This is a genomic window from Blastococcus sp. TBT05-19, assembly GCF_003319095.1.
Taxonomy (GTDB): Bacteria; Actinomycetota; Actinomycetes; order Mycobacteriales; family Geodermatophilaceae; genus Blastococcus.
In genome coordinates this window covers 48,548-69,449 of sequence record NZ_QOHI01000006.1, presented here as the reverse complement: position 1 = coordinate 69,449, position 20,902 = coordinate 48,548, and the positions used below count along the sequence as shown (strand labels likewise).

Here is a 20,902-nt window from a genome sequence, read left to right as displayed (position 1 = left end):
CGCTCAGCCGGTGGGAGTGGCCTCCGGGATGGACGGCGAGAGCTCGTCGTCGTGCGGGGGCTGCTTCCACTCGACCACGAGCAGCGAGGCGTCGTCGGTGGTGCGGCCGCGGCGGGCGGCCATCAGCGCGTGGGAGAGGCGCCGGACGGTCTCGGCGACCTTCAGCTGCTCGGCGGTCGTCTGCTCGATCAGCTCGCGCAGCCGCTCCTCGCCGAACTGCTCGCCGTCGTCGAAGCGTTCCTCGACGACGCCGTCGGTGAAGAAGAGCACCCGGTCGCCGGGCTCCAGCTGGACGGTCCGGACGTCCGGTTCGCCCTCGCCCAGCCCCAGCGGGCGGGTGGTCGGGCCGGGCAGCTCCTCGATCACGCGTGCGTCGCGGACCAGGAGCGCGGCGGGGTGCCCGGCGTTGATGTAGCTGAGGACACCGGTGGTGGTGTCCAGCCGGCCCAGGTGCGCGGTGGCGAAGCGACCGGGGAAAGCGGTCGCCATCACCTCGTCCATGTCGCGGCACAACCGGCCGAGGTCGGCGTCGGCGTGCCGGCCGTGCCGGTAGGCGGCGACGACGACCGTCGACATGGTGGCCGCCTCGAGGCCGTGACCCATCGCGTCGAAGACGGCCAGGTGCAGGACGTGCTCGTCGTAGGCGAAGTCGAAGCAGTCGCCACCGACCTCGTAGGCCGGTTCGAGGATCCCGGCGAGCTCCACCTCCGGCGTGGTCATCGACAGCGGCGGCAGGGTGTTCCACTGCAGGTGCGCGGCGAGGCTCATCGGCTTCGTCGTGCGCACGCGGGTGAAGGTGTCGGTGTAGGCGGACTTGGTGACGACCAGGTCGGCGACCAGCCCCGCCAGCCGTTGCGCCAGCCGCCGGTCGTGCTCGTTCAGCCGGTCCAGGGTGAAGGAGAGGACGCCGACCCGGTCGGAGCCGTCGAGCATCGGCAGGTGCAGCCGGACGCCGTCGCCGTCCTCGACCTCGACCAGCCTGTCGGTGGCGAACGCCCGCCCGGCCGCGCTCTCGTCGGTCGGCAGGACCTCGGCCTCGAGCCCCTCGCCGCGCAGCGGGCGCAGCGACTGCTGCTCGACGTCCTGCAGGTGGATGGCGACCCTCCGGCACCCGATGGCCGCCAGCTCCTGCGCCACCAGCGGGCCCACCAGCCGGGGTGGGATGAGGTGGGCGCGGTCCAGCAGCGAGCCCATGACCCGCTCGCCGAGGCTCTGCTCGCGGACGTCGGAGCTGCCGTCGCGGAAGCCGATCGTGGGGGCCTGCTCGGCCTCGGGGGTCTGCTCGCCTGGCACCCAGGGGGGATTGTCGGTGCGGGGAGCGGGCAAACGTGACCGGCCCCTCCACGGCCCCCGACGGACGAGGGCCCCGCGCTCCCGTCCGGCGCCGGTGGAGCGGCGCGGACGGGGACGCGGGGCCCCGGTCGGTGCGGTGCGGTCAGCCGTCGCCGGCCTCGGTGTCGTTCGCACGGTCGAACCGCCGCCGGGCCTCGGTCGTCCCGGAGACCGACACGGAGTCGGTGAGGCCGTGGTGGGAGTGGGCCTCCTCGATCTCGTGCGTGGCCTCTTCCAGCACGCTGGGGACCACCTTCCGCGGGACGAACCGCCGGACCAGCGGCCACAGCAGGATCAGCGCGACGATCGCGTAGACGACCACGGACATCGGGTCGATCAGCCCGCCGAGGTCGCCGTTGCTGATCTGCAGCGCCTGGCGCATCTCCTGCTCCGCGAACGGGCCGAGGATGACGCCGATGATCGCCGGCAGGATCGGCAGGCCGTAGCGGCGCATCATGAAGCCGAGCGCACCGATGGCCAGCAGCAGGAACAGGTCGAAGGTGTTGGCGTTGGCCGCGTACGCGCCGAGGCTGGAGAAGAAGAGGATCCCGGCGTACAGGTACGAGCGGGGGATCCGCAGGAGCTTCGCCCACACCGGGGCCAGCGGCAGGTTGAGCAGCAGCAGCACCGCGTTGCCGATGAAGAGGCTGGCGATCAGCCCCCAGACCAGCTCGGGCTCGTTGTCGAACAGCTGCGGGCCCGGCTCGATGCCGTAGCTCTGGATCGCGGCCAGCATGACCGCGGCGGTGGCCGTCGTCGGGATGCCGAGGGTCAGCAGCGGCACCAGACCACCGGCGGCGGAGGCGTTGTTGGTCGCCTCCGGGCCGGCCACGCCCTCGATGGCGCCCTTGCCGAACTCCTCGGGGTGCTCGGAGAGCCGCTTCTCGGTGACGTAGGAGAGGAACGTCGGGATCTCCGCGCCGCCGGCGGGGACGGCGCCGAACGGGAAGCCGATGGCGGTTCCGCGCAGCCACGGCTTCCAGGAGCGGCGGAAGTCCTTGCGGCTCATCCGCGGGCTGCCCACCGGGATGACGTCGATCGGCTTGCGGCGCAGGTGCGCCGCGGTCCACAGCGACTCGCCGACCGCGAACAGGCCCACCGCGACGACGACGACGTCGATGCCCTCGGCGAGCTCGCCGATGCCGAAGGTGAAGCGCTGCTGCCCGGAGGTCGGGTCGATGCCGATGAGACCGATGGTCAGCCCGATGCCGAGCGCGGCGAGACCGCGGATGCGGGAGCTGCCGAGCACCGAGGTCACGGCGATGAAGGCCAGCACCATGATCGCGAAGGTGTCGGCGGGGGAGACCTCGACCGCCAGGTCGGCGACCGTGGGCGCCACGAGGGCGAGCAGCAGCGTGGCGATGGTGCCGGCGACGAACGAGCCGATGGCCGCGGTCGCCAGCGCCTGGGCGGCACGGCCCGACTTCGCCATCCTGTTGCCCTCGATGGCGGTGACCACCGAGGCGCTCTCACCGGGGGTGTTGAGCAGGATCGACGTCGTCGACCCGCCGTACATGCCGCCGTAGTAGATGCCGGCGAACATGATCAGCGCGCCGGTGACGTCCAGGCCGCGGGTGAGCGGCAGCAGCAGCGCGACCGTCATGGCCGGCCCGATGCCGGGGAGCACGCCGATCGCGGTGCCCAGGAGCACGCCGATGAAGGCGTACAGCAGGTTCGTGGGGGTCAGCGCGGTGCCGAACCCGCCGATCAGCTCGGTGAAGGCGTCCATCAGAGGATCCCGTCCAGGATGCCGGGGGGCAGCACGACGCCGAGCCCGAGGGCGAACAGGTAGAACGAGCCGAACGAGAGCGCGAAGGCGATGAGCGCGTCGCGCACGTAGTGCCGGCTCCCGAGGGCGAACGCCGCTCCCCAGAAGAGCACGGCGCCGGAGAACCACCAGCCCATCGACTCGATCAGCAGCGCGTTGGCGATGAAGGCGACGGCCAGCAGGAGGACCGTGCGCCAGTCGCTGCTGCCGGTGAGCTCGACGTCCTCGCCGGCCTCCGGCTCGCCGCGACCACCGCGGAACACGTCGAGGGCGAGGAAACCGGCGACGACGACCAGCAGGCCGCCCACGACGAGGGGCACCGTGGCCGGGCCGACCGGCCCACGGGCGATCCGGCTCTCCGGGATGAGGAGCGCCTGCACGATGACGAGGACACCGAGGGCTGCGAGGAACAGGGCCACCCCGTACTCGGAGCGGCCCTGTTCCGTCGTCGTGCCGCCGGGAGCGGCAGAGCTCATGCCAGGCCCAGCTCGCTCATGACCTGCTCGACGCGGTCGCTCTCCTCGGAGAGGAACGAGGAGAAGTCGTCACCGACGACGAAGGCGTCGGTCCAGCCCTGGTCCTCGAGCACCTGCTGCCACGCCTCGCTGTCGTGCATCTCGGTGACCGCGTCGACGAAGGCCTGCTTCTCGTCGTCGGAGATCCCCGGGGCCGCCACGATGCCGCGCCAGTTGGCGAAGACCAGGTCGATGCCCTCGTCGGTGAGCGTGGGGGCGTCGACGCCCTCCACGGCCTCCTCGCTGGTGACCGCCAGGATGCGGACGTCCCCGGCCTCGGCGGCCTCGGTGACCTCGCCGACGCCGGTCGCCGCGAACGCGACGTCGCCGCCGAGGATCCCGGCGAGCAGCTCGCCGCCGCCGTCGTAGGACACGTAGTTGACCTCGGTCGGGTCGACGCCGGTCTCCTGCGCGAGCAGCATCGGGGTCAGGTGGTCGGGGCCACCGGGGTTGGAGGCGCCGCCGACCGGGGTGCCGCCCGGGTCGGCCTTCCACGCCGCCACCAGGTCGTCGATCGACTGGAACGGGGAGTCGCCGGGGACGACGATCGCCTCGGCCTCCTCGATCAGCTTGGCGATCGGAGTGGTCTGGTCGAGGGTCGCCTCGGACTGGTTGCTGAACTGCGCGCCGACGACGCCGAGGCCCATCTGCATGAGCATCTTGGCGTTGCCGTCCTCGTTCACGAGCCGCTGGAGACCGACGGTGCCGCCGGCGCCCTCCAGGTTGAAGACCTCGATGCCCGACGCCAGCTCCTCGTCCTCCATCACCTGGGCGACGGCGCGACCGGTGGTGTCGTAGCCGCTGCCGGGGGAGTTCGGGACCAGCAGCCGCAGGCCGCTGATCGGGCCGTCGGCGCCGCCGCCGGACGCCGAGCCGCCGTCGGCCGTGGTGCCGCAGCCGGTGAGCACGAGCCCCGCGGCGAGGGCGCCGACGGTGAGCTTCCGCACGGAAGCAGTGCGCATCTTGTCCTCCTGGGTCTGGGGTGGATGACCACCTCGTGACAGGGAAGATCGTCGCGCCGGTGACCCGTGTCACCCTTGAGTGCGCATTGAGCTTTGTGTTCCTTGTGTCCACGCTCCGGGGCCCCTCGGACCGTGCTCTGCTGGGCGCCCTCGCTCCCCGTCGACCCCCTCAGGAGGCACCGTGTCGCGGCGGCTCTCGCTGGCCGGCCAGCTGCTGGCCCTGCAGGTGGTCATCATCTGCGTGGTGCTGGTCGGCGTCGCCGCGATCTCCGTGGCGCAGTCGACCGAGCGCGCCGAGGACGTCGAGGGACGGCGGGCGCAGGCGATCGCGGAGACGCTGGCCAACGCCGGTTCCACGCGGGAGGCGCTGCTGGAGGACCAGCCGATCTACGTCCGGGTGGCCGCGGAGAGCGCGCGCAGCGTCTCGGGGTCGGACTCGGTGGTGGTGGCGCTCGCCGACCGCACCATCGTGGCCAGCGCGGTCCCGGGGGAGATCGACAGCCGGTACGACCTCGGGGGCAGCACCGTGCTGGAGGGCCGGTCGTGGCTCGGGGACACCGAGGTGGGCGGTGGCCGGGCAGCCGTCGCGATGGCGCCCATCCTGGTCCCGCGCGACGACGACGTGATCGGCTTCGTCGCGGTGCAGCGCAGCTACCCCGGCGTGATCGAGGGGCTCGAGGAGGCCGCGCCGAACCTGCTCACCTACCTCGGGCTGGCCAGCGTGCTCGGCGTCGGCGGGTCGCTGCTGGTGGCGAGGCGGGTGAAGCGGCAGACGCTCGGCCTGGAGCCGGCGGAGATCACCGGGCTGGTGGAGCACAGGGACGCGATGCTGCACGGCATCCGCGAGGGCGTCGTCGGACTGGACCTGCGCGGGCGCGTCACGCTCATCAACGACGAGGCGATCCGGCTGCTGCGCATCCCCGGTGACGCGCTGGGCCGCACGCTCGCCGAGCTGGGCGTGGGGGAGGAGCTGCTCGACGCCTTCCTCTCCGGCGACGTGGAGCGCGACCGCGCCGTCGCCAGCGCCGGGCGGGTGCTGGTCGTCAACCGGCTGCCGATCGCCAGCCGCGGCCGGCCGATCGGGTCGGTGACGACGCTGCGCGACCGCACCGAGCTGCTGGAGCTGCGCCGCGAGCTGGACCTCACCCGGCACGTCACCGACACCCTCCGGGCGCAGGCGCACGAGTTCAGCAACCGGCTGCACACCATCGCGGGCCTCATCGAGATCGGGGAGGCCGACGAGGCGGTGCGGTTCGTGCACCGGGTGAGCTCCAGCCGCTCGGAGTTCACCGCCCACGTCACCTCCGCGGTGCGCGACCCCTCGATCGCCGCCCTGCTCATCGCCAAGGGCAGCCAGGCCGACGAGCTGGGCGTGGACCTGCGCGTGGCCCCCGACTCGTCGCTCCCGGTGCTCCCGGGCGAGCTGAGCACCGACGTCGCCACGGTCGTCGGGAACCTGGTGGACAACGCGCTGGACGCGGCGTCGGCCGCCCCGCAGCGGTGGGTCGAGGTGTCGCTGGGACTGGTCGACGGAGAGGTGGAGGTGGTCGTGCGCGACTCGGGGCCCGGTGTGCCGGCGGGGATGGAGCGCGAGGTGTTCCGGCGCGGGGTCTCCACCAAGGGCGCCGTCGCCGGCCAGGGGTCCGCGGGCGAGCACGGGATCGGCCTGTCGCTGGTGCACCTGCTCTGCACGCGCCGCGGCGGGGACGTGACCGTCTCCTCGCAGGGCGCCTCCACGTTCGTGGCGCGCATGCCCGCCGATCCGGCGCTGGTGAGCTCGTGATCGGCGTCCTGATCGTCGACGACGACTTCATGGTGGCGAAGGTGCACTCGGCCTTCGTGGCCGCGCTCGACGGCTTCGAGGTGGTCGGCACCGCCGCCAGCGGCTCGGAGGCGCTCTCCGCGGTGGGGCGGCTGCGGCCCGACCTGGTCCTCCTCGACATCTACCTCCCCGACATGACCGGGCTGGAGGTGCTGCGCCGGTTGCGGGCGGAGGGCTCGACGGCCGACGTCGTGGTGATCAGCGCCGCCCGCGACGTCGACAGCATCCGCAGCGCCCTGCACGGCGGGGTCCTGCACTACCTGGTCAAGCCGTTCGACCGGCGGACCTTCGAGGACCGGCTGCGGCAGTACGCCGCCCTGCGCGGCGAGCTGGCCGAGCTGGACGTCGCCGGGCAGCGCGACGTCGACCGGGTGTTCGCGGGCGTCCGCGGCAGCGCACCGGCACCGGTGGCGACCCCCAAGGGCATCACCCCGCAGACCCTCGAGCTGGTCCGCGAGGCGCTCGCGGCGGCGGCCGGCGACGGGCTCTCCGCCTCGGAGTGCAGCGAGCGGACCGGCCTGGCCCGGGTGAGCGCGCGGCGCTACCTGGAGCAGCTGGTCGCGCAGGAGCAGGCCGACGTGCGGCAGCGGTACGGCACGGCCGGGCGCCCGGAGCGACGGTTCACCCTCCGGACCGCGTCCCGGTGACCGCAAGGACCGATACGACCGTTAGGCGCGCAATGCTGACGGTCGAGGAGCCATCGGCGAGGCTGCCCGCATGACGATCGTCGTGGGCTACGTGCCGACCCCCGAGGGCGAGGCCGCCCTCACCGCTGCCGTGACCGAGGCGCAGCGCCGCGAGGAGCCGCTGCACGTCGTCAACAGCTCGCGCGGCGACGCCTTCGTCGACAGCCGGTACGTGTCGGAGGACCGGCTGGCGCAGCTGCGCGAGCGGCTCGACGGCACCGGCGTCGTCTACGAGATCGAGCAGCAGGTGCGCGGCCACGAGGCCGCCGAGGAGGTCGTGGACGCAGCCGACCGGGTCAAGGCGAGCCTCATCGTCATCGGACTGCGCCGGCGCACGCCGACCGGCAAGCTCATCACCGGCAGCCAGGCGCAGCGCATCCTGCTCGACGCGAACTGCCCGGTGCTGGCGGTCAAGGCCCAGTAGGGCTCAGCCCAGCAGGTCCAGGCCCTCGGCCGGCCCCCGGGCGAGGTTGCGGAAGATCGTGGCCAGGCTCTGGGCCAGGTGCTCGGCCATCGCGGCCGCGGCCTCGTCGGCGTCGCCGGCCAGCAGTGCGTCGCACATCCGCAGGTGCTCGGCGACCGACACCTCGACCCGCTGCGGGTCGACGTGGGAGAGGTTGCGCAGCCGCGCGGTGTGCGGCCGCAGCTCGGAGATGGTGCGTCGCAGGTGCTCGTTGCGGGTGGCGCCGATGATCGCCCAGTCGAACCGGTCGGCCAGCTCGTAGAACGCCCGCGACCGGGCCTGCGACGGGACCCGGCGGACGGTGCGGGCGAACTCGCTGCGCATGGTGGCGAACACCCGCCGCAGCTCGGGGTCCCCCGTCGCGGCCTCGGTGGCCTGCCGGATGGCGGCCGGCTCCAGCAGCGAGCGGAAGTCGAACAGGTCGCGGACGCTCTGCAGCGACACCCGCGACACCCGCGCGCCCTGGCGCGGCACCAGGTCGACCAGCCCCTCGGCGGCCAGCCGGCGCAGCGCCTCGCGGACCGGCGTGCGCGAGGCACCGGTGCGCTCGACCAGCCAGAGCTCGGACAGCGGGGTCCCGGGGGCCAGCTCGCCGAGCTCGATCTCCTCCTTGAGCTGCCGGTGCACGAGGTCGGCCTTGCTGGCCTCGCCGCTCGCGGGGCCGGTCACCCGAGCGCCTCGAAGGGGACGCCGGTCGAGTCCGCGAGCTCCCGCAGCTCCGCCAGGGAGCCCTCGGCCAGCTCGATCCCGCCGGCCGCCAGCGCGGCCGCCTCGGCGCGGTCCTCGACCTCGCCGGGGACGAACACCTCGTCGAAGCCCTGGGCGAGCGGTACGCCCTTCACCTCGTCGACCAGCTGCCGGACCCGCTCCTCGTACCCGGTGGGGTCGCCGAACGCGGCCGGGTCGAGGGCGAGGAACAGGTGCCCGCAGCCGCTGCGGGCCTCCGCCTCGTAGGGCCCGTGCACGCCGGTGCCGACGGCGCTGCCGGTGAGCGCGCCGGAGAGCACGTCCACGAGGAACGTGATGGCGTACCCCTTGTGGCCGGCCATCGGCAGGATCACGCCGAGCACCCCTTCCGCCGGATCGGTCGTCGGCGCGCCGTCGGCGGTGAGCGCCCAGTTCTCCGGGATCGCCTCGCCGCGGTTCTTCGCCAGGTAGATCTTGCCCCGCGCCACCGCGGTGTTGGCGATGTCGACGGCGACGACGCCCCCGTCCGGGGCCGGCGCGGCGATCGACCACGGGTTGGTGCCGAGCACCTTCTCCCGCCCGCCCCACGGCGCCATCGCGGGGCTGGCGTTGGTGGTGAGGAGCGAGACGAAGCCGTCGCGGGCGGCCCGGCGGGTGAAGTACATGGCCGTGCCGAAGTGGTTGGAGTTGCGCACGCCGACGACGCCGACGCCGTGCGCGCGGGCCCGTTCGGTGGCCAGGGCGCGGGCCCGGTCGGCGAGCACCTGGCCGATCCCGTCGCGCCCGTCGAGCAGCAGCAGGGGCCCGGTGTCGGAGAGGACCGCGGGGTCGGTGACCGCGCGCATGGCGCCGGAGCGCAGCCGGGCGGCGTACCAGGGCAGTCGGAGGAAGCCGTGCGACTGGTGCCCCCACAGGTCGGCCTGCACCAGGCTGTCGGCCACCAGGGCGCCGTCCGTCTCGGGCACGCCGAGGGCCGCGAGCACGCGGGTGCCGAACGTGCGCAGGTCCTGCGGATCGATCCGTGCGGTCATCTCGCGCCCTCTTCCCCTCGGCCGCCGGTACTGTATACAACTTGTATACAAGCGGTTCGAGAGGGAGGCGCACATGTTCAGCCTGGTGGTGCAGATGCAGGTCCGGCAGGGGAAGCGGGCGGAGTTCCTCGAGGGGATCACGGCCAATGCGGAGGCCTCGGTGCGCGACGAGCCGGGGTGCCTGCGGTTCGACGTCTGCGCGGTGGACGGCGACGAGCACCGGTTCCTGCTCTACGAGCTCTACACCGACGCCGCGGCGTTCGAGGCGCACAAGCAGGCGCCGCACTTCGCGCAGTGGCGGACCATCGCGGCCGACGTGCTCGAAGGGCAGGTCAACACCCCCGGCGCGCTGCTGGTCTCGCACGCCGCGGAGGCCGGTCGATGAGCGCCGCGCCCGTCCCGCCGTCCATGGTCCTGCGACCCGAGGAGATAGAGCGCTTCGACCGCGGCAACGGCGTCGTCACCGTCCCGTTCGTCGGGAAGTGGAACTGCGCGGAGAACCGGGTCACCACCGGGATGACCGTCTTCTCGCCGGGCACCGGTATCCCGCTGCACTCGCACAACGTCGAGGAGACCGTCCTCGTGTTCGAGGGCGAGGCCACCGCCGTCATCGGCGACGACGAGTTCGATCTGGTGGCCGGCCAGGCCACCTGGGTGCCGGCCGGGGTCCCGCACTGCTTCCGCAACCGCGGCGAGGGCCAGATGACCATCTACTGGGTCTACGGGGGGCGTGACGTCACCCGCACGGTCACCGCGACCGGCGAGACGTTCGAGCACCTCTCGGACAAGGACCGTGGCGCCGGACCCGCGCGCCCGAGCGACAGCGCGGGCAAGGCATGAGCGCCGTCATCACGCTGAACCCGGCGACGGGGGAGCGCCTGGCCGAGCACCCCGCCTTGTCCGACGCCGAGGTCGACGGGGCGCTGGACCGCGCGGCCGCGGCGCAGCAGGAGTGGGCCGCGCTGCCGCTCGCGGAGCGCGCGGCCGTGCTGCGCCGCGTGGCGGCGATCCTGCGGGCCGAGGTCGAGGAGCTCGCCCTGCTCGTCACGCGCGAGATGGGCAAGCCGCTGACCGAGGCGCGGGCCGAGGTCGAGAAGTGCGCGACCACCTGCGACTACTACGCCGACAACGCTGCGGCCTTCCTCGCCGACGAGCCGGTCGAGACCTCCGCCGACCGCAGCTGGATCTCCTACGAGCCGGTCGGCGTCGTGCTGGCGGTCATGCCGTGGAACTTCCCGCTCTGGCAGGTGCTGCGCTTCGCCGCACCGGCGCTCATGGCCGGCAACGGCGCGCTGCTCAAGCACTCGCCGAACACGACCGGCTGCGCCCTCGCGGTGGAGCGCATCGTGACCGCAGCCGGCGCGCCCGAGGGCCTGTTCGGTGCGCTGGTCGTCGCCGAGCCCGACGTCCCGGCCGTCACCCGGCGGCTGATCGCCGACCCGCGCATCGGCGCGGTGACCCTCACCGGCAGCGAGCGGGCGGGCCGCGCGATCGGCGCGGCCGCCGGCGACGCGATCAAGAAGTCGGTGCTGGAGCTCGGCGGCTCCGACGCGTTCGTCGTCCTGGCCGACGCCGACCTGCCCCGCGTGGCCGCCCTGGCGGCGCGCGGCCGGCTGATGAACGCCGGGCAGAGCTGCATCTCGCCGAAGCGGCTGGTCGTCGACGCGAGCATCGCCGAGGAGTTCACCCGGCTGCTCGTGGCCGAGGTCGAGGCGCTGGTGGTCGGCGACCCGGAGGAACCCGCGACGCAGGTCGGGCCGATGGCCCGCGCCGACCTCCGCGACGGGGTGCACGCCCAGGTCGAGGCGTCGATGGAAGCCGGTGCCCGGCTGCTCACCGGCGGCCGGCCGCTCGACGGTCCGGGCACGTTCTACGCGCCGACCGTCCTGGCCGACGTCGCTCCGGGCCAGGCCGCCTACGACGAGGAGATCTTCGGACCGGTGGCCGCGGTGATCGTGGCCGACGGCGAGGACGACGCGGTCCGCATCGCGAACGACACCCGGTTCGGCCTGGGCACCAGCGTCTGGACGACGGACCCCGAGCGCGGGATCGCCGTCGCCCGCCGGATCCGTTCGGGCGCGGCCTTCGTCAACGCCCTGGTCGCCTCGGACGCACGCCTGCCCTTCGGCGGCACGCGGGCCAGCGGCTACGGCCGCGAGCTGGCCGCCGCGGGCATCCGCGAGTTCGTCGACGTCCGCACCTGGTGGGTCCTCGACGAGCCCGCCCCCACCGCACCCGCATCGGAGTGAGCGCCATGACGACCTACCGCCTCGGAGTCCTGCTCGGTGACGGCATCGGGCCGGAGATCGTGCCCGCCTCGGTGCGCGTCGTCGACGCCGCTCTCGCCGCCGCGGGTGCCGCACCGGTCGAGTGGGAGGAACTGCCGCTGGGCGCCTCGGCCATCGAGGAGCACGGCAGCGCGCTCCCGGCCACCACCCTCGAAGCGCTCGCCGGTCTCGACGGCTGGTTGCTCGGCCCGCACGACAGCGCCGCCTACCCGGAGCCCTACCGCTCGCAGCTCAACCCGAGCGGTGCGCTGCGCAAACACTTCGACCTCTACGCGAACATCCGACCGGCCCGGGCCTTCGAGGGCGGGCGCGCGATCGCGCCGCGGACGGACCTGGTGATGGTGCGGGAGAACACCGAGGGCTTCTACGCCGACCGCAACACCTTCGCCGGCACCGGCGAGTACATGCCGACGCCGGACGTCGCCGTCTGCCTGGGGATCTTCACCCGGCCCGCGGTCGAGCGGATCGCGCGGACGGCGTTCGAGCTGGCGATGCGGCGGCGGAAGAAGCTCACCGTCGTGCACAAGGCCAACGTGCTGCAGCTGAGCTCCGGGCTGTTCAAGCGGGTCTGCCTGGAGATCGCCCGGGACTATCCCGAGGTGGCGGTGGACGACTTCCACATCGACGCCATGACCGTGCACCTGCTGCGCCGGGCGGCGGACTTCGACGTCCTGGTCGCGGAGAACATGTTCGGCGACATCCTCAGCGACATGACCGGCGAGCTGGCCGGCTCGCTGGGCATCGCGCCGTCGATCAACGCCTCGGACGACCGGTGCATGGCCCAGGCCGCCCACGGCTCGGCGCCCGACATCGCCGGGAAGGGGCTGGCGAACCCGATCGCCATGGTCCTGTCCTCGGGGATGCTGCTCGACTGGCTCGGCACCCGGCACGACGACCCGCGCCTGACCGAGGCCGCGGTGCGGCTCGAGGACGGCGTCCGGGCTGCCGTGCGCGGCGGTGTGAGCACCCGCGACCTCGGCGGCAGCGCCTCGACCGACGCGTTCACCGACGCCGTCGTCGAGCGGGTCGCCGCCGGCTAGGTGGTCGGCCCGCCGTCCACGGCCAGGCGGCGGGCGGCGACCCCGACCACGGCGAGCGCGGCGGCGGTCGCCCACAGCACCCCGGCGGCCCCCACCCCGGCGGCGACGAGGCCGACGGTGCTCGGGATGAGCACCTGGCCCAGCCGGTTGCCGGTGAGCCGCAGCGACATGGCCCGGCCGCGGAGACCGGGTGGGGCGACCTCGGCCAGCCAGGACATCGTGAGCGGCTGGCCGACGCCGAGCCCGAGGCCGAGGAGGAGCACCACCGCCGCCATGGCGACCGCCGGCATCGGCACGGCGACGACCGCCATCGAGGCCGCGGACAGGGCGACGCTGGCGATCATCAGCCGGCGCCGCCCCACGAGGGCGACGAGCCGGCCGAGGAACAGGCGCGAGGTCATCGACGCCACGGCACGCAGGGTGAGGAGAAGGCCGACGAAGCCCGCGGCGAGCCCGCGGTCGGCACCGAGCGCCGGCAGGTAGACCAGCGTGATGTCGACGGCGGACAGCACCACGCAGCTGATCAGCAGCGCGCGCACCAGCCCCGGCAGGCGCAGCAGCGTGCCCATGCCGCCGGTCTCCGCGGCGCCGCCGGCACCGGCCCGCTCCGGGAACCGCAGGAGGACCGTGCAGCCCAGCAGGACGGCGCCCAGGCCGGCCGCCGTCCAGAAGATCGGGGTGGTGTCGGGCAGCGCGCCGCGTCCGCCGATGAGCGTGATGAGCGCCGGGCCGAGGGCCTGCCCGAGCGACGCCGCGAACGTGTAGTGCCCGAACGCGGTGTCGAACCGGCCGGGGCCGGCGGTGTTGGCGACGGCGGCCTGCTGCCCGACGACCGACAGCAGGTGACCGGTGCCCAGCACCACGCTGCCGAGCACGAGCCCGGCGGCACCGCCCCGGCCGCTGGCGAAGACGACGCCGGAGAGCGCGAGGAGCACCGCGCCGACCAGCATCACGCGGCGCTCGCCGAACCGGTCGGTGGCCTGGCCCGAGGGCACGGCCAGCAGCAGCGGGACGACGGCGAAGGAGGCGGTGAGGGCGCCGAGCCAGGCGGTCGGCACGTCGAGCTCCAGCGCCCGGTACGCCGACGTCGGCCGCAGCACGAACGTGACCACCTGGGTGAGCGCGGAGTGCAGCAGGAGCACGCCGAGCATCCGGCGCGCGGGGGTCGTCACGGGGAGGGCTCGGCCAGCCGGTCCAGCGACCGCGCGGCCAGGCTGGTCTCGACGTGCCGGCGCATCAGCTCGGCGGCGGCCTCGCCGTCACCGTCCCGCACGGCCTCGTAGAGCAGCCGGTGCTCGGTGGCCCGGGCCTCGAGCTCCTCCGGGCCGCGGTCGGTCTCCAGCCCGTGCCGCCGGTAGCGGTCGGTCTTCACCCAGAGCCCGTCGAGGGTCTGCACCAGCAGGGCGTTGTGCGAGGCCCGGTGGATGGCGGCGTGGAAGCGGTGGTGGCTCTCCAGCTCCTGCACCGACGGCGAGCTGCTCAGCGGCCGGAGCCCGTCGAGCGCCCCGGCGATCTCGGTGAGGTCGTCGTCGGTGCGGCGACCGGCGGCCAGGGAGGCGGCCAGCGGGTCGAGGGTCTGCCGCAGCTCCAGCAGGTCGCGGGCCTCGTCGGCGTCCAGCGCGCGCACCCGCGCGTCCCGGTGGGCGTCGAGCTCGACCAGGCCGTCCTGCTTGAGCCGGCGCAGCGCCTCGCGCAGGGGAGTGGTGCTCATCCCGATGGTGCGGGCCAGGGACGCCTGCGGCAGCACCTGGCCCGGCGTGAGCTCACCGGAGAGGATCAGCCCCCGCACCCGCGTGTAGGCGAGGTCGCTCTTGGTCGCGTACTCCGCGTCGGACATCGGCCTCCCTCGCTCCGTCATAGGCTATAACGGAGCTGCGAGAGGGACCAGCAGCGCCATCCAGAGGAGCGAGCGACCGATGACCATCGCCACCACCGACGTCTCCGACGACCACCCGGAGGCGCAGGTCTGCGATCCGGTCTTCCAGATCTTCGGCGGGGCGCCGGCCTTCTCCGGCCGGATCGCCACGGTCAAGGTCTTCGAGGACAACACCCTGGTCAAGGAGGCGGTCGAGAGCCCGGGTGAGGGGCGGGTCCTCGTGGTCGACGGCGGCGGTTCGCTGCGCTGCGGCCTGGTCGGCGGGAACCTCGCCGTCTCCGCGGCCACCAACGGCTGGGCCGGGATCGTGGTCAACGGCTGCATCCGGGACGCCGACGAGCTCGCCCAGCAGCCGGTCGGCGTGCGGGCGCTGGCGGCGATGCCGCGCAAGAGCAAGCGCGGCCTGCACTCTGGCCAGGCCGGCATCCCCGTGGTCTTCGCCGGGGTGGTCTTCCGCGACGGCGAGTGGCTCTGCGCCGACCGCGACGGGATCGTCGTGCTGCCGGAGGCGCCGCCCGCGTCCTGACCGTCCCCGGCCGGCGTCCTGCGCCGGCCGGGGACGCAGGGATCAGCGGGCGTTGATCCCGGCGGCCACCTCGCTGGGGCGCTGCTGCTCGCCGGCGTAGGAGCTGATCGCGACCAGCGTTCCGGTGAGCGCGGGGATGACCCACTGCAGGGTGTCCAGCTGCTGCTGGGCGGCCGCGACGTCGGCCTGCGCGAGCTTGGTCCGCTTGCTCGGCTTCGTGCCCGACTTCGACGGCACGCCGCCGGCGGCCGACACGCGCTGGCCCAGGACCCGGCTGTAGGCGGTGGCGCCGAGGGCGGCGGCGGTGACCAGCGTCTTGAGGGCCGACATGCTGCCGGCGCCCTGCTGCGCGGCGACCCGCTGCTTGTTGGCGCGCAGCTGGCCGACGGCGCCGATGAGGTGCGCGCCGATGGCGGCGGCGTTGACCGGCGTCCAGCGGTCCCAGCCGGCGTTGGCGACCCGGCCGGTGGCCGAGTCGGAGCCGGCCTCGCCCGCGGCGGCGTTCAGCGCGACGGCGTTGGCCAGCGTGCCGCCGAACCAGGCGGACAGGCCGAGGTCGTGCAACGAGCGGGACAGGGTGTTGCGAGCCATGGGGGAACTCCTCGGGAGGGGGATGGTGGGCACTCCCTACCCCCGGCACCCGGCCCCATGCCGGTTGCGCGCAACCCAGACGGCGCGCGGCGCCCGGCTGACCGGTGTCAGCTCCGCCGGAGCAGGCGGGCCAGGCGGTGACTGCGGCCGGCGACGAGCTCGGCGGGGGGAACCGGCTCCGGGACGGCGGTCAGCGCCGCGTGCCGCTCGTGCAGGCGGGAGCGGACGTCGTCGGGCGTGTAGGCCCGTCGCTGCCGCTCGTTGCGGGCGAGGACGGCCCCACCGGCGGCGACACCCGCGAGACCGGCAAGTCCGAGCAGCTTCCCGAGGCGCACGGTCCGTAACGTAGCCGCTCGTGCCCCAGCTCTCGTTGGACGACGCGGTCGAGCTCACCCGCACCGGCGACGTGTGGATCTTCCGCGGTGCCTCGGTGGCCGACCGCGCCATCCAGACGCTGACCAACGCGCCGGTGAACCACGTCGGGATGGCCGTCGTCCTGGAGGACCTGCCACCGCTGCTGTGGCACGCCGAGCTCGGGCGGTCGCTGCCCGACGTCTGGACCGGCACGCACCAGCGCGGTGTGCAGCTGCACGACCTGCGCGACGCCGTCGTCACCTGGCGGCACAAGTACGGGCAGCGGGCCTGGCTGCGGCAGCTGGTCGGTCCCTCCGAGGACGGCGGGGTGACCCCGGGCATGGAGGACGCCGTCCTGCGCACGATCGCCCGCATGGACGGCCGCCCCTTCCCGACCACCCCGAAGCTGGCCCGGGGCTGGGTGAACGGCCGGCTGCGCCGCGGCACCAGCACCGAGGCGGTCTACTGCGCCGAGCTGGTCGCGGCCACCTACACCGCGATGGGGCTGCTGCCCGCCGACCGGCCGGGCAACTGGTACGACCCGGGCAGCTTCTGGTCCGGCGACGAGCTCGACCTGCAGCTGGGCGCGCAGCTGGGTCCGGAGATCCCGGTCGACGTCCCCGTCGCCTAGGCCACCGCGGCGGCCGCCCGGCCCAGCCGGACGACGGTGTCCCCCGCGCGCTCGACGTCGTCGTCGTGGGTGACGCAGACGACCAGCCGGCCGGCGAGCGCCGACCGCAGGTCGCGCACCAGCGCCGCCGCCGTCGGGGCGTCCAGGTGCGCGGTCGGCTCGTCGAGCAGGACGACGTCGCGGTCGGCGAGCAGGGCCCGTGCCGCGGCCAGCCGGCGCCGCTCACCGCCGGAGAGCGCGGCGCCGCCGGCACCCACCGGGGTGTCGAGCCCGTCGGGCAGCGTGGCCAGGAGGCCGCCCAGCCCGGTCGCGGTCAGGGTGGCCCGCATCCGCGCCTCGCCCTCGGACCCGGTGAGCACGCCGCGGGGTGCGGCCAGTGCGAGGTTGGCGCGGATGGTCGAGGCGAACACGTGCGCCTCCTGCGGCAGCCACGCCATGCGGGCGCGCAGGTCGTCGCCGCGCAGCCGGTCGGTGGGCCGGCCGTCGACGGCGTAGCTCCCGGCCCGCGGCCGCAGCGCCGCCATCAGCACCGCGAGGAAGGTGGACTTGCCGGTGCCCGACGGGCCGCGGAGCACCAGCCAGCCGTCGCCGGCCGCCAGCGCGGCGTCCACCCCGCGCAGCACGTCGGGTCCGCCCGGCCAGCCGGCGACCAGCCCGTCGGTGCGCAGGGACGAGACGGCGACGGGGGCGGCCAGCGGGTCGCCGGGGTCGGTGGGCACCGGCGCGTCGAGGACGGCGTCCAGCCGTGCCTGCGCGTCGGCGAGGGCGCCGCGTCGCTGCAACCCGGTGACCAGCCCGGTCAGCGGCTCGGCCAGGGCGAGCGGGGCCAGGGCCAGCACTGCCAGCGCCGGACCGGTCATCCCGCCGGCGGAGGCCACCGCCGTGCCGGCCACGGCGGCGAGGCCGGTGCCGAGCACGACCAGGCCGGTGCCCAGCGAGGCGGCGCGGGTGCCGGTGCGGGCCGCGGTCGCCTGGCGGTCGGCCAGCGCGGCGAGGTCGGCGGCGGCCCCGCCCGCGAGGCCGTGCGCACGCAGGTCGGGCAGCCCCTCGAGCACCGTGGCCGTGTCCTGCAGCGCGGTGATCCGCAGGGCGCTGTCGGCCCGCGCGGCGCCGGCGTCCACGCGGCGGTGGGCGAGCACCAGGAGGGCCACGGTGACCGCGAGCACGGCGGCCGCCACCGCGCCGCCGGCCGGGTCCACCGCGACCAGCCCGAGCACGGTCAGCACGGGGACGACGACGGCGACCGCGATCGGCGGGCGCACCCGCACGGTCAGGTCCTGCACCACGCCGACGTCGCCCACGACCCGCGCCAGCGCCGATCCGGGGGTGCGGTCGGCGGCCAGGCCCTGCGCGGCGAGGGCGCTCCAGATCCGCACCCGCAGGTCGGCGGCCAGGCGGAGCGCGGCGTCGTGCGAGGCCAGCCGCTCGAGCCAGCGCAGGACCGCCCGGCCGAGCCCGAAGAACCGGACCCCGGCGGTGGCGACCAGCAGCGTGAGCACCGGCGGCATCTCGGCGGCCCGCACGATCAGCCAACCGGAGACGGCGGTCAGCGCGACGCCGGCGAGCGAGGAGAGCGCGCCGAGGGTGACCGCCCGTCGCATCGCGCCCGCGACCGGTGCCGGAGCGGCCGGGCCGACCGTCTCAGCGGCGCGGACCGCCGGCGCGACCGGAGCGGGGAGGGGCGGCGCGGGAGCGGCGACGGCGGGCAGGTCGACGGTGCGGTCGGCCAGCGCGGCGAGCACCGGGTCGTGCGTGACCAGCACGGTGGTCACCGTTCCGCGCAGCCCGGCGAGGACGGCGGCCATGCGGTCGCGGGCGTCGTCGTCCAGGTGCGCGGTGGGCTCGTCGAGCAGCAGCAGCCGCGCGCCGCGGCGCACCCGCACCAGGGCACGGGCCAGGGCCACCCGCTGCAGCTCACCGGGGGAGAGGGAGCCCGGCGCACGGCCGGCGAGGTCCTCGGCACCGACCCGGCCCAGCGCCTCGATGACGAACGCCTCGCCGGTGATCTCGTCGAGGCCGGGCTCGGAGGCGGCGTGCCGGCGCAGCTCGTCGGCGACCGTGGCGCCGGTGGTGCGGGGGAACTGCGGTACGACGGCGACCGCACCCACGCCGGTGACGGTGCCGCGCACCCGCGCTCCCGGATCGGTCAGCCCGGCCAGCGCGGCCAGCAGCGTCGACTTCCCCGAGCCGCTGGGCCCGCGCAGCACGAGCACCTCGCCCGGGCGCACGACGAGGTCGGTGGCGGGTAGGGCGGCTACCGCCCGGCCCGGGTGCGAGACGGTCAGCCCGGAGACGGCGACGTCGGCACCGCGCGGGTCGTCGTCGGCGGCTGGAGCTGCGGCCGGCGCCGCGCGGGAGGCCAGGACCGCGCGCGCCTCGGCGGCGGCGAGCGCGGCGTCCTCCGAGGCGTGGTGGGCCGCGCCCAGCGCGCGCAGCGGGGCGAACGCCTCGGGCGCCAGCAGCAGCGCGGTCAGGCCGAGGGCGAGACCCAGGTGCCCCTCGGCCAGCCGGATGCCGACGGTGACGGCGACCAGCGCCACCGACAGCGTGGCGATCAGCTCGAGCACCAGGGAGGAGAGGAAGGCGACCCGCAGGGTGGCCAGCGTGTGCACGCGGTGCGCCTCGCCCAGGGCGGCCAGCGCGGCGGTCTGCTCGGCGGCGCGTCCCAGGCCGACGAGCACGGGCAGCCCGCGCACCAGCTCGGCGACGTGCGCGGCGATCCGGTCCAGGGCCCGGGCGGACTCCGCCGTCGCTGCCTGCGTGTGCCGGCCGACCAGCACCATGAAGACCGGCACCAGGGGCAGCGTGACCGCGACCAGCACCGCCGAGAGCAGGTCGGTCGCGGCGAGCACCAGCAGCAGGGCAGGGGGGACCACGACCGTCTGGGCCAGCGCCGGGAGGTAGGTCGCCAGCGCCGGGCCCAGGTCGTGCAGCCGGGTGGTGGCGAGCACCGCGGCCGGCCCGGGCCCACCGGCGGCGGTCACGGCGGCGGGGGAGGAGGCCAGCCGGTCGAGCAGGTCGCGGCGCAGCCGGTCCTCGGCCCGGCGGGCGTCCCGGGCGGCGACAGCCTGGCCGACGGCGCCGGCCGTGGCGCGCAGCGCCGCTCCCGCCGCGGCGAGGACGAACGGCGTCGTCGTCGGCCCCTCGGCCAGGCCGGTCGCGCGGGCGACTCCGTGCGCCAGCCCCGCGGACAGCAGCACCAGGCCGGCGGTCTGCGCGAGCGCCGCGACCGCGGCCCGGACCAGCGCGCCGGTCAGCCCGGGCACGCCGGCGAGCGCTGCCAGCGGACCCCGGTCCCCAGGGGCCGAAATGGCCATTGTGGCCCCCGTCATGCGTGCACCGGCTCCGCGGTCAGCCGCTTGCGGAACACCCAGTACGTCCAGGCCTGGTAGCCCAGGACCACCGGCAGGCCCACCCCGGCGGCCCAGGTCATGATCGTGAGCGTGTAGTCGCTGACCGAGGCGTCCGCGATGGTCACGTCGAACGCGGCGTCGATCGTCGAGGGGACCACCACCGGGTACGCGGCTCCGAAGACCGTGGCGGCGGCCGCGACCAGCATGGCCCCCCAGGCGGCGAACGCCTGCCCCTCGCGGCCGGTGAGGATCCGCGCCCAGGCGACCAGGACGGCGAGCGTCGCCGCCACCCACAGCGCGGCCGTGACGGCGGTGCCGGAGCGCAGGTGCACCAGGCCCGCCCACGCGAGCAGGGGCAGCGCCGCGAGCGGTGCCCACCGGCGGGCGAAGGCACCGGCGGCGGCGCGCACCGGGCCGTCGGTCTTGAGCGCCAGGAACATCGCGCCGTGGACCAGCGAGAAGGCCACGACCGCGACCGCACCCAGCAGGGCCGGCCAGCCCAGGCCGGAGAACGCGCCCCCGACGCGGATCCCGTCGGCGCCGATCGGCAGGCCGAGCGTGGTGGCGCCCAGCGCCGCGCCGATGCCCGCGGAGGCGATGAGCGAGCCGGTGGTGATGACCCAGGTCCAGCTCGCGTCCCAGGCCGGGGTGTGGCGGGAGTGCCGCCACTCGAAGGCCACCGCCCGGATGATCAGGCCGAGCAGCACCAGCACGAACGGGAGGTACAGCGCCGGCAGCCAGGTGGCGTACCAGCCGGGGAAGGCGGCGAAGACCGCGCCGACGGCGGTGATCAGCCAGACCTCGTTGCCGTCCCACACCGGCCCGATGCTGCGCAGCATGAGGTGCCGGTCGGGGATGCGGCGGCCGAGCACCGGCAGCAGCGCCGCCACGCCGAAGTCGAAGCCCTCGAGCAGCAGGAACCCGATCCAGAGCACCGCGACGGCGGCGAACCAGAGCGTCTGCAGGTCCATGGTCAG

Annotated in this window: 21 protein-coding genes; 9 read left to right on the top strand and 12 right to left on the bottom strand. The window is 75.0% G+C overall.

Annotated features, from left to right (window positions below; genetic code table 11):
* Positions 1-3 precede the first annotated feature (3 nt).
* The 4 genes from DQ244_RS15985 to DQ244_RS15970 all read right to left on the bottom strand — a co-directional run bounded on the left by DQ244_RS15985 (position 4) and on the right by DQ244_RS15970 (position 4,577).
* Complete coding sequence (locus tag DQ244_RS15985; protein ID WP_233491639.1) at positions 4-1,293, bottom strand: PP2C family protein-serine/threonine phosphatase; 1,290 nt, start codon at positions 1,291-1,293, stop codon at positions 4-6.
* 142 nt (positions 1,294-1,435) lie between these two features.
* Entirely contained in the window at positions 1,436-3,061 is a 1,626-nt protein-coding gene (locus tag DQ244_RS15980) for a tripartite tricarboxylate transporter permease (RefSeq protein WP_113812497.1), read from the bottom strand.
* Positions 3,061-3,576, bottom strand: coding sequence for a tripartite tricarboxylate transporter TctB family protein (locus DQ244_RS15975; RefSeq protein ID WP_113812496.1), 516 nt, complete (start codon positions 3,574-3,576; stop codon positions 3,061-3,063). The genes DQ244_RS15980 and DQ244_RS15975 overlap by 1 nt, the downstream gene beginning before the upstream one ends.
* Entirely contained in the window at positions 3,573-4,577 is a 1,005-nt protein-coding gene (locus DQ244_RS15970) for a tripartite tricarboxylate transporter substrate binding protein (RefSeq protein WP_113812495.1), read from the bottom strand. The genes DQ244_RS15975 and DQ244_RS15970 overlap by 4 nt, the downstream gene beginning before the upstream one ends.
* Positions 4,578-4,758: 181 nt before the next feature.
* On the opposite strand from DQ244_RS15970, the gene DQ244_RS15965 reads away from it, so the two are divergent.
* The 3 genes from DQ244_RS15965 to DQ244_RS15955 all read left to right on the top strand — a co-directional run bounded on the left by DQ244_RS15965 (position 4,759) and on the right by DQ244_RS15955 (position 7,509).
* Positions 4,759-6,360 carry a sensor histidine kinase gene (locus DQ244_RS15965; RefSeq protein ID WP_113812494.1) on the top strand — a complete coding sequence of 534 codons (1,602 nt, stop codon included), beginning with the start codon at positions 4,759-4,761 and terminating at the stop codon, positions 6,358-6,360.
* Entirely contained in the window at positions 6,357-7,046 is a 690-nt protein-coding gene (locus DQ244_RS15960) for a response regulator (protein WP_113812493.1), read from the top strand. Before DQ244_RS15965 ends, DQ244_RS15960 begins: the two co-directional genes overlap by 4 nt.
* A 70-nt stretch (positions 7,047-7,116) precedes the next feature.
* Positions 7,117-7,509, top strand: a complete 393-nt coding sequence (locus DQ244_RS15955) for a universal stress protein (RefSeq protein WP_113812492.1) — start codon at positions 7,117-7,119, stop codon at positions 7,507-7,509.
* Positions 7,510-7,512: 3 nt separating this feature from the next.
* Here the strand turns inward: DQ244_RS15955 and DQ244_RS15950 are convergent, their stop codons facing one another.
* Complete coding sequence (locus DQ244_RS15950) at positions 7,513-8,217, bottom strand: GntR family transcriptional regulator (RefSeq protein ID WP_113812491.1); 705 nt, start codon at positions 8,215-8,217, stop codon at positions 7,513-7,515.
* Complete coding sequence (locus DQ244_RS15945; protein ID WP_113812490.1) at positions 8,214-9,266, bottom strand: Ldh family oxidoreductase; 1,053 nt, start codon at positions 9,264-9,266, stop codon at positions 8,214-8,216. Before DQ244_RS15945 ends, DQ244_RS15950 begins: the two co-directional genes overlap by 4 nt.
* 73 nt (positions 9,267-9,339) lie before the next feature.
* Here DQ244_RS15945 and DQ244_RS15940 point away from each other — a divergent pair, with 73 nt between their 5' ends.
* Genes DQ244_RS15940 through DQ244_RS15925 form a run of 4 tightly spaced genes read left to right on the top strand, consistent with a single transcriptional unit; the run spans position 9,340 to position 12,594 of the window.
* The gene (locus DQ244_RS15940) at positions 9,340-9,651 is read left to right on the top strand and encodes a putative quinol monooxygenase (protein ID WP_113812489.1); all 312 of its coding nucleotides are present in this window, start codon (positions 9,340-9,342) and stop codon (positions 9,649-9,651) included.
* Positions 9,648-10,106, top strand: a complete 459-nt coding sequence (locus DQ244_RS15935) for a cupin domain-containing protein (protein ID WP_113812488.1) — start codon at positions 9,648-9,650, stop codon at positions 10,104-10,106. Before DQ244_RS15940 ends, DQ244_RS15935 begins: the two co-directional genes overlap by 4 nt.
* Positions 10,103-11,515: an NAD-dependent succinate-semialdehyde dehydrogenase gene (locus tag DQ244_RS15930; RefSeq protein ID WP_113812487.1), complete on the top strand. Its 1,413-nt coding sequence runs from the start codon at positions 10,103-10,105 to the stop codon at positions 11,513-11,515. Before DQ244_RS15935 ends, DQ244_RS15930 begins: the two co-directional genes overlap by 4 nt.
* 5 nt (positions 11,516-11,520) lie before the next feature.
* Positions 11,521-12,594: an isocitrate/isopropylmalate dehydrogenase family protein gene (locus DQ244_RS15925; protein WP_113812672.1), complete on the top strand. Its 1,074-nt coding sequence runs from the start codon at positions 11,521-11,523 to the stop codon at positions 12,592-12,594.
* Here DQ244_RS15925 and DQ244_RS15920 read toward each other — a convergent pair.
* Both DQ244_RS15920 and DQ244_RS15915 read right to left on the bottom strand, forming a co-directional pair.
* A complete protein-coding gene (locus DQ244_RS15920; RefSeq protein WP_233491636.1) occupies positions 12,591-13,766 on the bottom strand; it encodes an MFS transporter in 1,176 nt (391 codons plus the stop codon). The genes DQ244_RS15925 and DQ244_RS15920 overlap by 4 nt on opposite strands.
* Positions 13,763-14,431, bottom strand: a complete 669-nt coding sequence (locus DQ244_RS15915; protein ID WP_113812486.1) for a GntR family transcriptional regulator — start codon at positions 14,429-14,431, stop codon at positions 13,763-13,765. Before DQ244_RS15915 ends, DQ244_RS15920 begins: the two co-directional genes overlap by 4 nt.
* A gap of 79 nt (positions 14,432-14,510) precedes the next feature.
* Here DQ244_RS15915 and rraA point away from each other — a divergent pair, with 79 nt between their 5' ends.
* The gene (rraA, locus tag DQ244_RS15910; protein ID WP_113812485.1) at positions 14,511-14,996 is read left to right on the top strand and encodes a ribonuclease E activity regulator RraA; all 486 of its coding nucleotides are present in this window, start codon (positions 14,511-14,513) and stop codon (positions 14,994-14,996) included.
* 42 nt (positions 14,997-15,038) lie between these two features.
* On the opposite strand, the gene DQ244_RS15905 is transcribed toward rraA, so the two are convergent.
* Both DQ244_RS15905 and DQ244_RS15900 read right to left on the bottom strand, forming a co-directional pair.
* Positions 15,039-15,587 (bottom strand): hypothetical protein, encoded by a 549-nt coding sequence (locus DQ244_RS15905; RefSeq protein WP_113812484.1) that lies wholly within the window; start codon positions 15,585-15,587, stop codon positions 15,039-15,041.
* A gap of 107 nt (positions 15,588-15,694) precedes the next feature.
* Complete coding sequence (locus DQ244_RS15900) at positions 15,695-15,922, bottom strand: hypothetical protein (RefSeq protein WP_113812483.1); 228 nt, start codon at positions 15,920-15,922, stop codon at positions 15,695-15,697.
* Between the two features lie 20 nt (positions 15,923-15,942).
* On the opposite strand from DQ244_RS15900, the gene DQ244_RS15895 reads away from it, so the two are divergent.
* Complete coding sequence (locus tag DQ244_RS15895) at positions 15,943-16,572, top strand: hypothetical protein (protein WP_113812482.1); 630 nt, start codon at positions 15,943-15,945, stop codon at positions 16,570-16,572.
* On the opposite strand, the gene cydC is transcribed toward DQ244_RS15895, so the two are convergent.
* Together cydC and cydB are read right to left on the bottom strand one after the other, a co-directional pair.
* Entirely contained in the window at positions 16,569-19,904 is a 3,336-nt protein-coding gene (cydC, locus tag DQ244_RS15890) for a thiol reductant ABC exporter subunit CydC (RefSeq protein WP_233491634.1), read from the bottom strand. The genes DQ244_RS15895 and cydC overlap by 4 nt on opposite strands.
* Positions 19,901-20,896 carry a cytochrome d ubiquinol oxidase subunit II gene (gene cydB / locus DQ244_RS15885; protein ID WP_113812480.1) on the bottom strand — a complete coding sequence of 332 codons (996 nt, stop codon included), beginning with the start codon at positions 20,894-20,896 and terminating at the stop codon, positions 19,901-19,903. The genes cydC and cydB overlap by 4 nt, the downstream gene beginning before the upstream one ends.
* Between the last annotated feature and the right edge of the window lie 6 nt (positions 20,897-20,902).

What these genes read in the sequence shown, in the direction of transcription:
- DQ244_RS15980 (WP_113812497.1), bottom strand. Translation starts at nt 3,061, where the DNA reads ATGGACGCCTTCACCGAGCTGATCGGCGGGTTCGGCACCGCGCTGACC.
- DQ244_RS15975 (WP_113812496.1), bottom strand. Translation starts at nt 3,576, where the DNA reads ATGAGCTCTGCCGCTCCCGGCGGCACGACGACGGAACAGGGCCGCTCC.
- DQ244_RS15970 (WP_113812495.1), bottom strand. Translation starts at nt 4,577, where the DNA reads ATGCGCACTGCTTCCGTGCGGAAGCTCACCGTCGGCGCCCTCGCCGCG.
- DQ244_RS15955 (WP_113812492.1), top strand. Translation starts at nt 7,117, where the DNA reads ATGACGATCGTCGTGGGCTACGTGCCGACCCCCGAGGGCGAGGCCGCC.
- DQ244_RS15945 (WP_113812490.1), bottom strand. Translation starts at nt 9,266, where the DNA reads ATGACCGCACGGATCGATCCGCAGGACCTGCGCACGTTCGGCACCCGC.
- DQ244_RS15940 (WP_113812489.1), top strand. Translation starts at nt 9,340, where the DNA reads ATGTTCAGCCTGGTGGTGCAGATGCAGGTCCGGCAGGGGAAGCGGGCG.
- DQ244_RS15935 (WP_113812488.1), top strand. Translation starts at nt 9,648, where the DNA reads ATGAGCGCCGCGCCCGTCCCGCCGTCCATGGTCCTGCGACCCGAGGAG.
- DQ244_RS15930 (WP_113812487.1), top strand. Translation starts at nt 10,103, where the DNA reads ATGAGCGCCGTCATCACGCTGAACCCGGCGACGGGGGAGCGCCTGGCC.
- DQ244_RS15925 (WP_113812672.1), top strand. Translation starts at nt 11,521, where the DNA reads ATGACGACCTACCGCCTCGGAGTCCTGCTCGGTGACGGCATCGGGCCG.
- DQ244_RS15915 (WP_113812486.1), bottom strand. Translation starts at nt 14,431, where the DNA reads ATGTCCGACGCGGAGTACGCGACCAAGAGCGACCTCGCCTACACGCGG.
- rraA (WP_113812485.1), top strand. Translation starts at nt 14,511, where the DNA reads ATGACCATCGCCACCACCGACGTCTCCGACGACCACCCGGAGGCGCAG.
- DQ244_RS15905 (WP_113812484.1), bottom strand. Translation starts at nt 15,587, where the DNA reads ATGGCTCGCAACACCCTGTCCCGCTCGTTGCACGACCTCGGCCTGTCC.
- cydC (WP_233491634.1), bottom strand. Translation starts at nt 19,904, where the DNA reads ATGACGGGGGCCACAATGGCCATTTCGGCCCCTGGGGACCGGGGTCCG.
- cydB (WP_113812480.1), bottom strand. Translation starts at nt 20,896, where the DNA reads ATGGACCTGCAGACGCTCTGGTTCGCCGCCGTCGCGGTGCTCTGGATC.